The sequence below is a fragment of the Streptomyces sp. NPDC017448 genome (assembly GCF_044330565.1).
In the GTDB taxonomy this organism is placed as follows: domain Bacteria; phylum Actinomycetota; class Actinomycetes; order Streptomycetales; family Streptomycetaceae; genus Streptomyces.
In genome coordinates this window covers 99,476-113,266 of the sequence record NZ_JBIRLM010000025.1, presented here as the reverse complement: position 1 = coordinate 113,266, position 13,791 = coordinate 99,476, and the positions used below count along the sequence as shown (strand labels likewise).

13 protein-coding genes are annotated in these 13,791 nt (G+C 75.5%); 9 read left to right on the top strand and 4 right to left on the bottom strand.

All coding sequences use genetic code 11. The annotated features are described in order from the left end of the window. Positions 1–306: 306 nt before the first annotated feature. A complete protein-coding gene (locus ACH4K1_RS29885) occupies positions 307–1,026 on the top strand; it encodes a tetratricopeptide repeat protein (RefSeq protein WP_398092675.1) in 720 nt (239 codons plus the stop codon). Between the two features lie 73 nt (positions 1,027–1,099). Here the strand turns inward: ACH4K1_RS29885 and ACH4K1_RS29880 are convergent, their stop codons facing one another. After that, a complete protein-coding gene (locus tag ACH4K1_RS29880; protein WP_398092669.1) occupies positions 1,100–2,380 on the bottom strand; it encodes a DUF1015 domain-containing protein in 1,281 nt (426 codons plus the stop codon). Positions 2,381–2,452: 72 nt separating this feature from the next. On the opposite strand from ACH4K1_RS29880, the gene ACH4K1_RS29875 reads away from it, so the two are divergent. Together ACH4K1_RS29875 and ACH4K1_RS29870 are read left to right on the top strand one after the other, a co-directional pair. Then, the gene (locus tag ACH4K1_RS29875) at positions 2,453–3,496 is read left to right on the top strand and encodes an HAD-IIA family hydrolase (RefSeq protein ID WP_398092668.1); all 1,044 of its coding nucleotides are present in this window, start codon (positions 2,453–2,455) and stop codon (positions 3,494–3,496) included. A gap of 159 nt (positions 3,497–3,655) precedes the next feature. Then, entirely contained in the window at positions 3,656–4,456 is an 801-nt protein-coding gene (locus ACH4K1_RS29870; RefSeq protein ID WP_398092667.1) for an ABC transporter ATP-binding protein, read from the top strand. A 193-nt stretch (positions 4,457–4,649) separates the two neighbouring features. Here ACH4K1_RS29870 and ACH4K1_RS29865 read toward each other — a convergent pair whose 3' ends face one another. Further along, complete coding sequence (locus ACH4K1_RS29865; protein ID WP_398092666.1) at positions 4,650–4,997, bottom strand: SCP2 sterol-binding domain-containing protein; 348 nt, start codon at positions 4,995–4,997, stop codon at positions 4,650–4,652. 42 nt (positions 4,998–5,039) lie between these two features. Between ACH4K1_RS29865 and ACH4K1_RS29860 the strand changes: the two genes are divergently transcribed. From ACH4K1_RS29860 to ACH4K1_RS29840, 5 genes are all read left to right on the top strand, one after another. Further along, positions 5,040–5,378 carry a hypothetical protein gene (locus tag ACH4K1_RS29860; RefSeq protein ID WP_398092665.1) on the top strand — a complete coding sequence of 113 codons (339 nt, stop codon included), beginning with the start codon at positions 5,040–5,042 and terminating at the stop codon, positions 5,376–5,378. Between the two features lie 7 nt (positions 5,379–5,385). Next, a complete protein-coding gene (locus ACH4K1_RS29855; RefSeq protein WP_398092664.1) occupies positions 5,386–6,201 on the top strand; it encodes a TlyA family RNA methyltransferase in 816 nt (271 codons plus the stop codon). Then, positions 6,198–7,103 carry an NAD kinase gene (locus tag ACH4K1_RS29850; RefSeq protein ID WP_228991513.1) on the top strand — a complete coding sequence of 302 codons (906 nt, stop codon included), beginning with the start codon at positions 6,198–6,200 and terminating at the stop codon, positions 7,101–7,103. Before ACH4K1_RS29855 ends, ACH4K1_RS29850 begins: the two co-directional genes overlap by 4 nt. A gap of 151 nt (positions 7,104–7,254) precedes the next feature. Further along, on the top strand, positions 7,255–9,000 hold the full coding sequence (gene recN / locus ACH4K1_RS29845) for a DNA repair protein RecN (protein ID WP_228991512.1): 1,746 nt from the start codon (positions 7,255–7,257) through the stop codon (positions 8,998–9,000). A gap of 503 nt (positions 9,001–9,503) precedes the next feature. Next, positions 9,504–10,610, top strand: a complete 1,107-nt coding sequence (locus ACH4K1_RS29840) for a glycosyltransferase family 4 protein (protein WP_398092663.1) — start codon at positions 9,504–9,506, stop codon at positions 10,608–10,610. A 27-nt stretch (positions 10,611–10,637) separates the two neighbouring features. On the opposite strand, the gene ACH4K1_RS29835 is transcribed toward ACH4K1_RS29840, so the two are convergent. Further along, a complete protein-coding gene (locus ACH4K1_RS29835) occupies positions 10,638–12,263 on the bottom strand; it encodes a PucR family transcriptional regulator (RefSeq protein WP_398092662.1) in 1,626 nt (541 codons plus the stop codon). 206 nt (positions 12,264–12,469) lie between these two features. Next, positions 12,470–12,811 carry a MerR family transcriptional regulator gene (locus ACH4K1_RS29830; protein WP_228991509.1) on the bottom strand — a complete coding sequence of 114 codons (342 nt, stop codon included), beginning with the start codon at positions 12,809–12,811 and terminating at the stop codon, positions 12,470–12,472. A 60-nt stretch (positions 12,812–12,871) separates the two neighbouring features. Between ACH4K1_RS29830 and ACH4K1_RS29825 the strand changes: the two genes are divergently transcribed. After that, positions 12,872–13,678: an aminotransferase class IV family protein gene (locus ACH4K1_RS29825; RefSeq protein ID WP_398092661.1), complete on the top strand. Its 807-nt coding sequence runs from the start codon at positions 12,872–12,874 to the stop codon at positions 13,676–13,678. Positions 13,679–13,791: the final 113 nt, after the last annotated feature.

Sequence of the window (13,791 nt, the reverse complement as noted above, 5' to 3'; positions counted from 1 at the left end):
GGCGGGCGTCCCACCGGTGGCTTCGAGCGTCGCGACGACCGCCCCCGTGGCCCGCGTCGTGATGACGACCGGCCCTCGGGCGGCGGCTTCCGCCGTGACGACAGCCGGGGCGGCGGCGGTTTCCGTCGTGACGACCGGGGTGGCGACCGAGGCCGGGACGGGTACCGCGGCGGGCCGCGGGACGACCGCGACCGTGGTGGCTTCCGCCGCGAGGACCGGGACCGCGACCGCGAGCCGATCAAGCGGCTGCCGATCCCGGACGACGTCACGGGCGACGAGATCGACAAGGACGTGCGCCAGGAGCTGATGAGCCTGCCGAAGACCCTTGCCGAGGACGTCGCGCGCAACCTCGTCATGGTGGCCCGGCTGATCGACGAGGACCCCGAGGAGGCGTACGCGTACTCCCGTATCGCCCTGCGGCTGGCGTCCCGCGTCGCCGCCGTGCGTGAGGCGGCCGGATTCGCCGCGTACGCCACGCAGCAGTACGCCGAGGCGCTCGCCGAGTTCCGTGCGGCCAAGCGCATGACCGGCTCCGTCGAACTGTGGCCCGTCATGGCGGACTGCGAACGCGGACTGGGGCGGCCCGAGAAGGCGCTGGCGATGGCCGGTGAGCCCGAGGTGCAGAAGCTGGACAAGACGAGCCAGGTCGAGATGCGGCTGGTGGCCGCCGGAGCACGCCGCGACATGGGGCAGATCGACGCCGCCATCGTGACGCTCCAGAGCCCCGAGCTGGCATCCAGCTCCATCCAGCCGTGGACGGCGCGCCTGCGGTACGCGTACGCGGACGCCCTGCTGGAGGTCGGGCGCGAGGACGAGGCCCGGGAGTGGTTCGGGAAGGCGCTGGAGGCCGACAAGGACGGTTCCACCGACGCGTCGGACCGGCTCGCCGCGCTCGACGGCGTGGAATTCGTGGACGCACTCGACGAGGAGACCGATACGACGGACGAGACGGAGGCGGCGGACACGCCCGCACCCGGGGGCCACGACGAGCAGGACGGTCCCGTGGACGGCTCGGCCGACCGCTAGCGGCTGACAGAAGGGGGGCGGCACTCCGACCGGGGCGCCGCCCCCCTTCGTGTTTCCCGTGCCGCAAGGCGGATCAGTCGAGCGCGAGGCTCCGCATGACCAGGCCCGTGGCCGGCTTCGGACCGAACGACGTCGACTTGCGCGGCATCGTCACACCCTGCCGGGCCAGGTCCCGGACGACCTCTTCGCGTACGGGGTGCATCAGGACCGCGGTGGCGTCGAGGCGTTCCGCCTGTTCGACGGCGGCCGCGGTGTCGTGGATGTAGCCGATGTGCTCGGGGGCGTCGGGGACGCTCCACACCTCGTCCAGCAGCGCCGAGTGCAGGACCGTCGCGTCCAGGGTGCGCCACGCCTCGGGGCGGTCCGCCCGGACCGTGCGGGCCAGCAGGGCCGGGTCGGGGCGGTCCACCAGGTGGAAGCCGCCGTCACCGGCGAGGAGGAACGCGTTGCCCTGCGCCGCGGCCTCGGCCAGGGCCTCCAGGGCGCGGGGGAGCGGCCCACCGACCCGCTCGACGCGGAACAGGCCTCGCACGGCCTCCAGGGCTCGGGAGACCGGCAGACCCCGCAGGAGCCGGTGGATGGCGCGGACCTGGAGCGGGTGGCGGACCGTGTCGACGAGGAGGACGAGACCGTAGTCCCACGGGCCGGGGGCGGCCTCCTCCCGCTGGAGCCGGAGGTAGGTGGCCCAGCGGTGGTGGCCGTCCGCGATGAGCGCCTGGCGCCGGGCGAGGTCCGCCTGGATCGCGCTCCGCTCCGCGGGATCCGTCACGGCCCAGAGCCGGTGCCGGAAGCCGTCCTCCGTCGTGGTGGCGAGCAGCGGATCGCGCAGCACCGTGCGTTCGATCACGGCCGCCGCCCCGACCGCCTCCCCCTCGTCGCCGCGGTAGGTCAGCAGCAGCGGCTCCAGATGGGCCCCCGTCGTACGCATCAGCTCCGCCCGGTCCGCGACGACGTCGTCCATGACGTCCTCGTGGGGCAGCACGACGCCGTCGGCGGCGGGGGAGAGCGCCAGGGCGCCGATGACGCCCCGCTGGAGGACCTCACCGTTCAGCTGCTCGTAGACGTACAGCGCCGGCTCCCGGTCCGGAGCGATGACCCCTTCGGCCAGCCAGCGCTCCAGGGTGTCCGCCGCCTGCCGGTGCCGGTCCCGCGCGGTGTCGGCCTGCGGGAGGATGAGGCGCACGATGTTGTGCGGGTCCGCGGACTCCAGGTGGTGCAGCCCGTCGGGCCGGACGACCACGTCGTACGGGGGCGAGGTCACGGCGGCGAGGCTGCCGACCCGCTCGGGGACGTAACGCAGTCCGCGGAACGGGATCAGCCGCAGCCCCTGCGCGACGGGACCTGAAGTCTTCATCAGGGCATCGTATGTGGGCAGGGGACGCCCGCGAGGGCCGGGGCGGAAACAGAGAAAAGAGGAGTGAACCATATGAGCCACCAGCACCACAGGTCTGGGCCGGCGGGGAGCGGTACGGCGCTGAACGAGGCGTACGACACGGCTCTCCTCGATCTCGACGGGGTCGTGTACGCGGGCGGGGAGGCCGTCGCGTACGCCGTCGAGTCGCTGGCGGAGGCCCGAGCCGGGGGCATGCGGCTGGCGTACGTCACCAACAACGCGCTGCGGACGCCGGACGCCGTCGCGGAGCACCTGACCCGGCTCGGGGTGCCCGCCGACCCCTCCGACGTGATCACCTCCGCCCAGGCCGTCGCCCGGCTGGTCGCCGATCGGCTGCCGCCGGGAGCCCGGGTGCTGGCGATCGGCGGCGAGGGGCTGCGGGTGGCGCTGCGCGAGCGCGGACTGGAGCCGGTGGATTCGGCGGACGACGACCCGGCGGCGGTGGTCCAGGGGTACGGCGGCCCGGACATGGCGTGGGGACGGTTCGCCGAGGCGAGCTACGCGATCCGGCGCGGGCTGCCGTGGTTCGCGTCCAACACCGACCTGACCATCCCGAGCGCCCGGGGCATCGCCCCCGGCAACGGGGCCGCGGTCGAGGTCGTACGGATCGCCACCGGGGCCGAGCCGGAGGTCGCGGGGAAGCCGCTGCCGCCGATGCACCGTGAGACCGTCCTGCGGACGGGGGCACAGCGGCCCCTCGTCGTCGGGGACCGGCTGGACACCGACATCGAGGGCGCGTTCAACGGGGGCGTGGATTCGCTGCTGGTCCTGACCGGGGTGACCGACGCGGCCCAGCTCCTCGCCGCGCCGCCGCAGCACCGGCCGACCTATGTGGACCGGGACCTGCGGGGGCTGCTGACCGGGCAGCCCGAGGTGGTGCCGGCCGGCGACGGGTACCGGTGCGGGGGCTGGACGGCCGCCGTGCGCGGGGACCGGCTGGTGGTGGAGGCCGCGCGCGGGGACGGAGGCGACGCGCTCGACGGAGTGCGGGCCCTCTGCGCGGCGGCCTGGACCTTCGCCGGTCCGGGCGGGTGCGAGCTGGAGACGGAGAAGGCGGTCGCCGGGCTCGGTCTCTGAAACGGCCCCGACACCCCTTGCGGACACGGGCGTCGGAGCCCCGGCGGCGGTCCGGAGCCCAGGGGAGCGGCAAGGAGCATAGGGTAGCCTAACTTGGTGCTGAGCGGTGGTCCGTCCGTGCCCCGCGCCGCTCCACCCACCGACTCCGGGAGTACGACCATGCAGCGCCTCACCGCGGAATCGGTGACCCTCGGCTACGACCAGCGGGTCATCGCCGAGAACCTCTCGGTGGAGATCCCCGACCACTCCTTCACCGTGATCGTCGGCCCCAACGCCTGTGGCAAGTCGACCCTGCTGCGTGCCCTCGCCCGGATGCTCAAGCCGAGCCGGGGGCAGGTGCTGCTGGACGGGCAGGCCATCCACCAGCTGCCCGCCAAGAAGGTCGCCCGGACGCTCGGGCTGCTGCCGCAGAGCTCCACAGCCCCGGACGGGATCACCGTCGCCGACCTCGTCGCCCGCGGCCGCTACCCCCACCAGGGGCTGCTGCGGCAGTGGTCGCCGCAGGACGAGCGGGTGGTCGAGGAGTCCATGGAGTCCACCGGCGTCGCCGAGCTGGCCGACCGCTATGTCGACGAGCTGTCCGGCGGCCAGCGCCAGCGCGTCTGGATCGCCATGGCGCTGGCGCAGCAGACGCCGCTGCTGCTGCTCGACGAACCGACGACGTACCTCGACATCCAGCACCAGATCGACGTGCTCGACCTCTGCGCGGAGCTGCACGAGACGCGGGGCCGCACGCTGGTCGCCGTGCTCCACGACCTGAACCACGCCGCCCGGTACGCCACGCACCTCATCGCGATGCGGGACGGAGCGGTCGTCGCGGAGGGCCCGCCCTCGGACGTCGTGGACGCGGAGCTGGTGGAGCGGGTGTTCGGGATGAGGTGCCAGGTGATCGACGACCCGGAGACGGGGACGCCGCTGGTCGTACCGGCGGCCCGCAAGGCACGGAAGGCCGCCGCCTGAGGAGGGCGGGCGCCCCCCCCGGCGGGCGCTTCGTCCCGCCCCGGCGGCCGGGTTGGGCGTCTGTGCCGCCCGGGCACCCTCGGCTGTGCCGCCCCTGCGTCCTCGGTGTGCCGCGCGTGCGTCCTCGGCCTGCGGCCCTACGGCCTTCCGGGACGTGCGGGCGGCCGGACGACCGCAACCGGACGCCGTTCCGCTACAGCAGGGACCTCAGCTTCAGCAGGTCCCGGAAGCCCGCCTCCAGCCGTACCCGGCCCGAGGCCCACGCCTTCGCGAAGTTCAGATCGCCGTCCACCAGCGCCACCAGGTCCTCGCCCGTCATCGCGAGCCTGATCCCGGCCTTCTCCCGGGGCGGTCCCTCGACCGTGTCCCGCACCTCGATCCGGCCGTCGGCCAACCGGCCGGTGAACGTGATGTCGAGGTCCGTGATGTGACAGCTCAGCGAGCGGTCGAGGGCGGCGGCGCCGCGCACGTCGCCCTCGGCCGCCGCGAGGTTGTCGGAAAGTCTGTCGAGTGCGCTGCGGCACTCCTCCTTGGTCGCCATCGTGCTCGACGGTACACCGGTCCGCCGTTGTAGCGTTTCGGCATGAGCGACACCGATGACGCGGAGACCGCCGAGCCGCCGGGCGGGGAGCCGGCCGCCGCGGCGCCCTCCTTCGAGCCCGCCGAGCCCGCACCCCTCGGGCTCGTCCGCACCCCCACCGGGTACGCCGCCGTGGACGCCCGGCTGGAGCGGCTGGCCGACGCCGACCGCCTCCCGGCGGAGGGACACGTCGAGGTGTACGAGGATGTACACCGTGGGCTGCGGGCCGAGCTGACCTCGCTGGACGCCCGGCCGGCCGCCGCCGCGCCCGGCCCCGCGCCCACGCCTTCGCCCCGCCCGCAGGACACGCGTCACGACACGCGTCACGACAACAGGAGCTGAACCGAACGTGGCAGGAGTGGCACGTCGACGCCTCGACGCCGAGCTGGTACGCCGCAAGCTCGCCCGCTCGCGGGAGCACGCGAGCCAGCTGATCGCCGCTGGGCGCGTCACCGTCGGCCGCACCACCGCGACCAAACCCGCCACCCAGGTCGAGACGGCCGCCGCGATCGTCGTCACCCAGGACGACGACGATCCCGACTACGTCTCGCGCGGAGGCCACAAGCTGGCAGGGGCGCTCGCCGCCTTCGTCCCGCTCGGGCTGGCCGTCGAGGGCAGGCGGGCGCTGGACGCCGGGGCCTCGACCGGGGGGTTCACCGATGTGCTGCTGCGCGCCGGGGCCCGGCAGGTACTGGCCGTGGACGTCGGCTACGGGCAGCTCGCCTGGTCCCTGCGGTCCGATGAACGGGTCGTCGTCAAGGACCGTACCAACGTACGGGAGTTGACCTTGGAGGACATCGACGGGGAGGCGGTCGACCTGGTGGTGGGGGACCTGTCCTTCATCCCGCTGGGCCTCGTGCTGCCCGCCCTCGCCCGGTGCGCCGCACCCGACGCCGACCTGGTCCTCATGGTCAAACCGCAGTTCGAGGTCGGCAAGGAGCGGCTCGGCAGCGGAGGAGTGGTGCGGAGCCCCGAGCTGCGCGCCGAAGCCGTACGGGAGGTGGCCCGCCGGGCCGGGGCGCTCGGCCTCGGCGTACGCGGGGTGACGGCCAGTCCGCTGCCCGGCCCCTCGGGGAACGTCGAGTACTTTCTGTGGCTGCGGGCCGGCGCACCTGAGCTGGACCCGGCGGATGTCGACCGTGCAGTGGCGGAGGGGCCTCGTTGACGACGAATGCGGCACGAACAGTCTTCCTTTTGGCGCACACCGGCCGCCCGGCCGCGATCCGCAGCGCGGAACTCGTCGTGCAGGGCCTCCTGCACAACGGGCTCGGCGTACGCGTCCTGGCGACCGAGGCGGCCGATCTGCCGCTCCCGGACACCGTGGAGACGGTCACGGACACCAGCCCCGCCGCCGTGGACGGGTGCGAGCTGCTGATCGTCCTCGGCGGTGACGGCACCCTGCTGCGCGGCGCCGAGTTCTCCCGGGCCTCCGGGGTGCCGATGCTCGGCGTCAACCTCGGACGCGTCGGATTCCTCGCCGAGGCGGAGCGCGACGACCTCGACCGGGTGGTCTCCCGGGTCGTCACCCGCGACTACGAGGTCGAGGAGCGCATGACGATCGACGTCCTCGTCCACAGCAACGGCGATGTCGTGCACACCGACTGGGCGCTCAACGAGGCGGCCGTGCAGAAGGTGTCGCCCGAGCGGATGCTCGAAGTGGTCCTGGAGATCGACGGCCGCCCGGTCACCGGTTTCGGCTGCGACGGGATCGTCTGCGCCACCCCGACCGGTTCGACGGCGTACGCCTTCTCGGCGGGCGGCCCCGTCGTCTGGCCCGAGGTCGAGGCGCTGCTGATGGTCCCGATCAGCGCCCACGCCCTGTTCGCGAAGCCGCTGGTGACCTCGCCCACCTCCGTGCTCGCCGTCGAGGTGCAGCCGCACACCCCGCACGGTGTGCTGTGGTGCGACGGCCGGCGGACCGTGGAGCTGCCCGCCGGGGCACGGGTCGAGGTGCGGCGGGGGGCGGTGCCCGTACGGCTGGCGCGGCTCCACCAGGCATCGTTCACCGACCGGCTGGTGGCGAAGTTCGCCCTGCCCGTCTCGGGGTGGCGGGGCGCCCCGCACTGACGGCCGGGGCGGCTCCCGGCGGCCTCCGCAGGGCCTTCGCACGGTCTCCGTACCGCCTCCGCACGGCCGCCGCGACCTGCCCGGGAACCCTCGGGAGAGTGAACCCCGGGGCGGGGGCCGTCGCGCGTGCGGTCCGCGACCTCGTAAGGTCATGTCCGTGTTGGAGGAGATGCGGATACGGTCGCTCGGAGTCATCGACGACGCGGTGGTGGAGCTGTCACCCGGTTTCACCGCGGTCACGGGTGAGACCGGCGCGGGCAAGACCATGGTCGTCACGAGCCTCGGGCTGCTGCTCGGTGGGCGCGCTGACCCCGCCCTCGTACGGATCGGGGCCAAGGCCGCCGTCGTCGAGGGCCGGATCACCGTGTCCGAGGGCGACGCGGCGGCGCTGCGGGCCGAGGAGGCCGGGGCGGAGCTGGACGACGGCGCGCTGCTCATCAGCCGTACCGTGTCGGCGGAGGGGCGCTCGCGGGCCCACCTCGGCGGCCGGTCCGTGCCGGTGGGGGTCCTCACCGAGCTGGCGGACGACCTCGTCGCCGTGCACGGCCAGACCGACCAGCAGGGGCTGCTCAAGCCGGCGCGGCAGCGGGGCGCCCTGGACCGGTACGCCGGGGACGGCGTGGAGGTCCCGCGCGCCAAGTACGCGGCGGCCTACCGGCGGTTGCGGGCCGTCGCCGCCGAGCTGGAGGAGCTGACCACCCGGGCCCGGGAGCGGGCCCAGGAGGCGGACCTGCTGCGGTTCGGGCTGAACGAGGTCGCCGCCGTCGAGCCGTTGCCGGGGGAGGACGCCGAGCTGGCCGCCGAGGCGGAGCGGCTGGGCCACGCCGAGGCCCTCGCCTCGGCGGCCTCCCTCGCGCACACCGCGCTGGCGGGGAACCCGGAGGACCCGGAGAGCATCGACGCCACCACCGTGGTCGCCGCCGCCGGGCAGGCCCTGGACGGGGTCCGAGCCCACGACCCGGCGCTCGCCGCGCTGGCGGACCGGATCGGGGAGATCTCCATCCTGATCGCCGACGTCTCCGGGGAGTTGGCGGGCTACGCCGACCAGCTGGAGGCCGACCCGCTGCGGTTGGCCGCCGTGGAGGAGCGGCGGGCCGCCCTGACCGCCCTCACCCGCAAGTACGGCGAGGACATCACGGCCGTGCTCGCCTGGGCCCAGGAGGGCGCGGGCCGCCTCACCGAGCTGGAGGGCGACGACGAGCGGATCGCCGAGCTGACCGCCGAGCGCGACGGGCTGCGGGCCGAACTCTCGGTCCTCGGGCAGGCGTTGACCGACGCGCGGACGGAGGCCGCCGCCCGGTTCGCCGAGGCGGTGACCGAGGAGCTGGCTTCGCTGGCCATGCCGCACGCCCGGGTCTCCTTTGCCATCCGGCAGATCGAGGCGGCGGACGAGGCGTCCGGCATCGACATCGGCGGGCGCAGCGTCGTCTACGGTCCGTCCGGCGCGGACGAGGTGGAGCTGCTGCTCGCCCCGCACCCCGGGGCCCAGCCCCGGCCGATCGCCAAGGGTGCGTCGGGCGGTGAACTGTCCCGGGTGATGCTCGCGGTCGAGGTCGTCTTCGCGGGCTCCGACCCCGTGCCGACGTATCTCTTCGACGAGGTCGACGCGGGGGTCGGCGGCAAGGCGGCGGTCGAGGTGGGCCGGCGGCTCGCCAAGCTCGCCAGGTCCGCACAGGTGGTCGTCGTCACCCACCTCCCGCAGGTGGCGGCCTTCGCCGACCGGCAGCTGCTGGTCGAGAAGACCGTGGACGGGTCGGTGACCCGCAGCGGCGTCACCGTCCTGGAGGGCGAGGACCGGGTCCGGGAGCTGTCCCGGATGCTGGCGGGCCAGGAGGACTCCGAGACGGCCCGTGCCCACGCCGAGGAGCTGCTGGCCACGGCCCGCGCCGACGGCTGAGCGGTCGAGGACGGCGGACGCGGGGGAGGGGCCGGGGGCAGGAGGCCCTGCCCCTGCCCCGGTCCCTGTCCCGTCCGCCGGGCCGCCGGCCGCCGGAGAGGGGGTGCGGGGACGGCGGGGCCCCGCCGCCCCCGCACGGGGTCCGCGCCGGGCGGTCGCCGGGCCGGCCCCGACGACCTGCGGACGGCCTTCGACGGCGATCGGGCGACCTGCGGCGGTGGTCGGATGGTCTCCGGCGGCGGTCGGGCGGCCTCCGGCGGCGATCGGACGGTTTCCGGCGGCGGTCGGGCGGCCTCGGGCGAGCTGGGGGCCGGATCGGGCCGTTTCCGGGCGAAGGGCGACAACTTCGCGCCTCGAAATTCACCCTTGAGGGTGGTGCCGTGCGATCGGTTGTCGGCGCGGGCGGTGCAGCAACGTTACGGCAGCCCCGGAACACGCGTACGGGCTGGCATCCTTGGCGCTGTCCTTACCGCCCACTCGGGAGCCCCGGGGAGCCGATCAACGTGTCACAACTGCGTACGGTCCACGTCCTGGGCGGCGGCAGTGCGGGCAGCAGCGCGCACGTCGGCGCGCTGACCGCCGGGTTGGTGGCGCGCGGAGTGCGGGTGACCGTCTGCGCCCCGCCCGCCGTGGAGCGCGCCCGCCGCTTCACGGCGGCCGGAGCCCGTTTCCTCCCGGTGCCCCGGCGCAGCGACCCGGCCACCGTCGCCGCCCTGCGGGCCGCCTGCGACGGGGCGGACGTCGTCCACGCCCACGGCCTCCACGCGGCCGCGCGCACCGCCCTCGCGCTGAGCGGACGCTCCGTGCCCCTGGTGGTGACCTGGCACACCCGGCGGTACGCGGAAGGGGCCCGCCGACAGGTCCTGCACCTGCTGGAACGACGTGCCGCGCGGGCCGCCACCGTGGTCCTCGCCCCCACCTCCGACCTGGTCGACCTGGCCCGTCGGCGGGGCGCCCGCGACGCCCGGCTCGCCCCGCTCACCGTCCTGCCGCCGCACCCGGCCGACACCGGAACGGAATCGCACAAGGACAAGCTGCGGGCCGAACTCGGCGCGGTCGGCCGGCCGTTGCTGATGGCCATGGGCGACCTCGTACCGCAGCAGGGCTTCGGCGTCCTGCTGGACGCCGTCCGCCTCTGGCGCGGACTGGACCCCGAACCGCTGCTCGTCGTCGCGGGGGAGGGGAGCGAACGGGAAGCGCTGCAACGCCGGATCGGGGAAGAGGAGTTGCCCGTCCGCATCGTCGAGCCCCGGGACGGGGCCGGGGAGTTGATCGCCGCCGCCGATCTGGCCCTGCTGCCGAGCCGGTGGGAGGGCCGTTCCCCAACGGCCCAGGAGGCGCTGCGCGCCGGGGTACCGCTGGTCGCCACGGCGGTCGGCGGCACCCCCGAACTGGTCGGAGAGGCCGCCGAACTGGTGCCGTACGGGGATGCCGGGGCCCTCGCCCGCGCCGTCGTGCGGCTGATCGAGGATCCGGCGGAACGCGCCCGCCTCGCCGAGGCCGGGCGGGCACAGGCGGCCGACTGGCCCACCGAGGACGACACGACCGCCCATGTGCTCAGCGTCTACGACGAGTTGGCCCGGCCGTCGGCCGTGGGGCGGCTGCGCTGAGCAGAGCCGCCCCCGGCGGCCCGGGCGTCAGTTCGTGTGCCGGCGGGCCCGCAGGGCCAGGCTCAGCGCCAGCACCGTCTGCGGGTCGTCCAGATCCGTGCCCAGCAGTTCACCGATCCGGGCCAGCCGGTTGTAGAGCGTCTGGCGGTTGAGGTGCAGCTCGCGGGCGGTCTCCGCCTTGCGGCCCGCGTGCGCCAGATACGCCTGGAGCGTCGGCAGCAGCGGCGGGCGCGAGGTGCGGTCGTGTTCGCGCAGCGGGCCGATCGCCCGGTCCACGAACGCCGCCAGGTCCTGATGGTCCCGCAGCCGCCACAGCAGCAGGTCGATGTCGAGGCGCCGGGCGTCGTACCAGGGCCGCTCGTCCAGGCCCTGCGCGGCCGTCGCCGTCTCCGACGCGTGCCGCAGCCCCGCGCCCGCCGTCGCCCAGCCGCCCGCGACGCCCACCACGACCACCGGGGACCGCGATCCGGCCCGGTCGAGCCCCGCCCGCTCCACGCCCGCCCGCAGCGCCGCCGCCACCCGGTCCGCGACCGCCGTGCGCTCGCCCTCCGAACGCAGCCCCAGCAGCAGCGGCACCCGCCCCTCCACCGGTCGTACGCCCAGCAGCACCGGCACGCCGACCGAGGCCAGCTCCTCCAGGACCGCCCGGGCCAGCAGCGACCAGTTGCCCGAGGGGGACAGCTCGGGGGCCAGCCGCATCACCACCGGCAGCAGCGGGGTGTCGCCGGGCCGGAAGCCGAGCACCCGGGCCTGGGCGGGGGCGTCCTCCGGGGCGATCCGGCCCTCCGCGAGGTCGGTCAGGAAGTCCCCCCGGCCCCGGGCGGCCAGCTCCTCCTCCTGGCGGGCCTGCATCAGTACGACGGCGAGCAGGCCGGCCGCCCGCTCGGCCGCCATGCGGTGCACGGTCGCCAGCGGTCCGGCCACCGCGAGCAGCACCAGCCGCGCCCGCACCGCACCGGTCTCGGGCCCGCCGCCCGGCACGTCCACCAGCACCGCGCCGGTCGGCGGGCTCTCCCGGGCCGCCCGGTCGCCGCGCATGCCCTCCCAGACCTGGAGCGGGTCCGCGCCCACCGGCCCGGTCCCGGTGGCCGCCGCGTACAGGAGGCGGCCGTCGGGCGTCTCCAGGAAGACCGGGTTGGCGGTGAAGTCGGCGAGGATGCCGAGGACCTGCGGCACCCCGCCCCCGTCCAGCAGCGCCCGGGTGGCGCGCCGGTGCACCTCCTCCGCCTGCTGGAGCAGCGCGTAGTGCCCGTTGACGATCTCGGTGTGCACCTCCTCGGTCACCGCGACGAACGGCACCTCCCGGTGCAGCTGGACCAGCGGGAGCCCGGCCGCGCGGGCCGCGTCCACGATGGAGGAGGGCAGCCGGCCGAAGCGCGGGCCCAGCTCCACCACCAGGGCGGCGATGCCCCGGTCGGCGAGGCGGTGGACGAAGGCGCGCTGTTCGGCGGGGCGGGCGCCCAGGCCCAACCCGGTCGTCAGGAGCAGCTCGCCGCCCTTGAGGAGGGAGGCGATGTTGGGGACCTCGCCCGCGTGCACCCAGCGCACCGTACGGTTCAGCCGGTCGGCGCCGGCCACCACCTCCGGAAGCCCGGCGCGCAGCCCCGGCAGCTCCAGCGCCCGCTGCACGGTGATCCCGCTGTGGCTCTCCACGTCCCCGGCCCGCTTCCCCTAGTGCCCTGCCCGGCGCTGTCCGTCGGCCGGGCGGTCGTCCCGTTCGGACCGTCCGGAACCGAACCGTCCTGTTCAGGACGCTACCGCCCGGGGGATGTGACGCACACCGCAGGGGACGCGTACCGGCAGGCGACGGACGCCGGAGGGGGGCGGCGCCGCGCGGCCGGGCCCCCTCGCCGCTCCGCTCACCGGCCGTCCAGCAGCTCCGCCAGCGCCCCCCGGCTGAGCCGCAGCGCCTCGATCCGCTCGTCCATGACCGCCAGCTCGCCGTCCAGGATCTCCCGCAGCTCCGCACACCAGTCGAAGCCCTCCTCGCCCCGGGCGCACGGCAGCACCCGGCGGATCACCTCGGTGGACAGCCCGGCCCGCAGCAGCGCGCGGATCTGCCGCACGGTGCGGACCGCGTCCTCGCCGTAGGCGCGGTAGCCGTTGCTCCCGCGCCGCGCCGCCAGCAGCCCCTGCGCCTCGTAGTACCGCAGCGACCGCGCGCTGGCCCCCGTCCGCCGGGACAACTCCCCGATCAGCATGTGTCCGTGCCCCGCTCCCCCTTGACCTTGCCACCGGTGTCAGACCCTAACGTCCGGACCATGAACCGTTCCTCCCCGTACCTCACGCATCTGAACGGCCGTCCGGCGACCGCCGACGACCTCGCCGCGCTCGCCTTCGCGGGCCACGCCCACTTCACCGCCGCACAGGTCCGCGACGGCCGGCTCCGCGGCCTGGACCTCCATCTGGAGCGGTTGCGGTCCGCCTCGGCGGAGCTGTTCGGCCGGGCCCTGCCCGAGGAGGTGGTGCGCTCCCGGCTGCGTGCGGCGCTGCGCGGAGGGCCTGCCGACCTCTCGCTGACCGTCACCGTGTACTCCCCGGCCGGCGAGTTCACCGCCGCCGACGCCGGCCTCGCGCTCCTGGTCCGCACCGGCCCGCCGTCGTCCGGCCCGGCCGGCCCGCTCGCCCTGGCGGCGGTCGGGCACGAGCGGTTCCTGCCCCACGTCAAGCACGTCGGAGAGGCGGCCAAGACCCACCTCCTGCGGCGGGCCGTCGCCGACGGCTTCGACGACGCCGCCTTCCTGGACCGTGCGGGCCGCTTCAGCGAGGCGACGATCTGGAACCTGGCCTTCTGGGACGGCGAGGCGGTGGTGTGGCCCCGGGCGGACGTGCTGAGCGGGACGACCCTGGGCATCGTCCGCCGGCGGCTGGAGCGGCTCGGGACCGCCCAGCGGACCGTCGACGTCACCCCCGCCGACCTGCCCGCCCTCGCCGGGGCAGCCGTCATGAACTCCTGGACGCCCGGCGTGCCGGTCCACCGGATCGGCGCCACCGGGCTGCCCGCCGCCCCGCGGTTCCTGGAACTGCTCCACCGGGCGTACGAGGCCGAACCGCTCACCGCCCCCTGAGAACGAGCGGTGGGGGGGCCCCCCCCCCGCCCGGCGGGGGGGCCCCCCCCCCCCCCCCGGGGCGCCCCCCCCCCCCCCCCCCCCCCCCCCCCCCCCCCCCGCCCCCGCAGGGG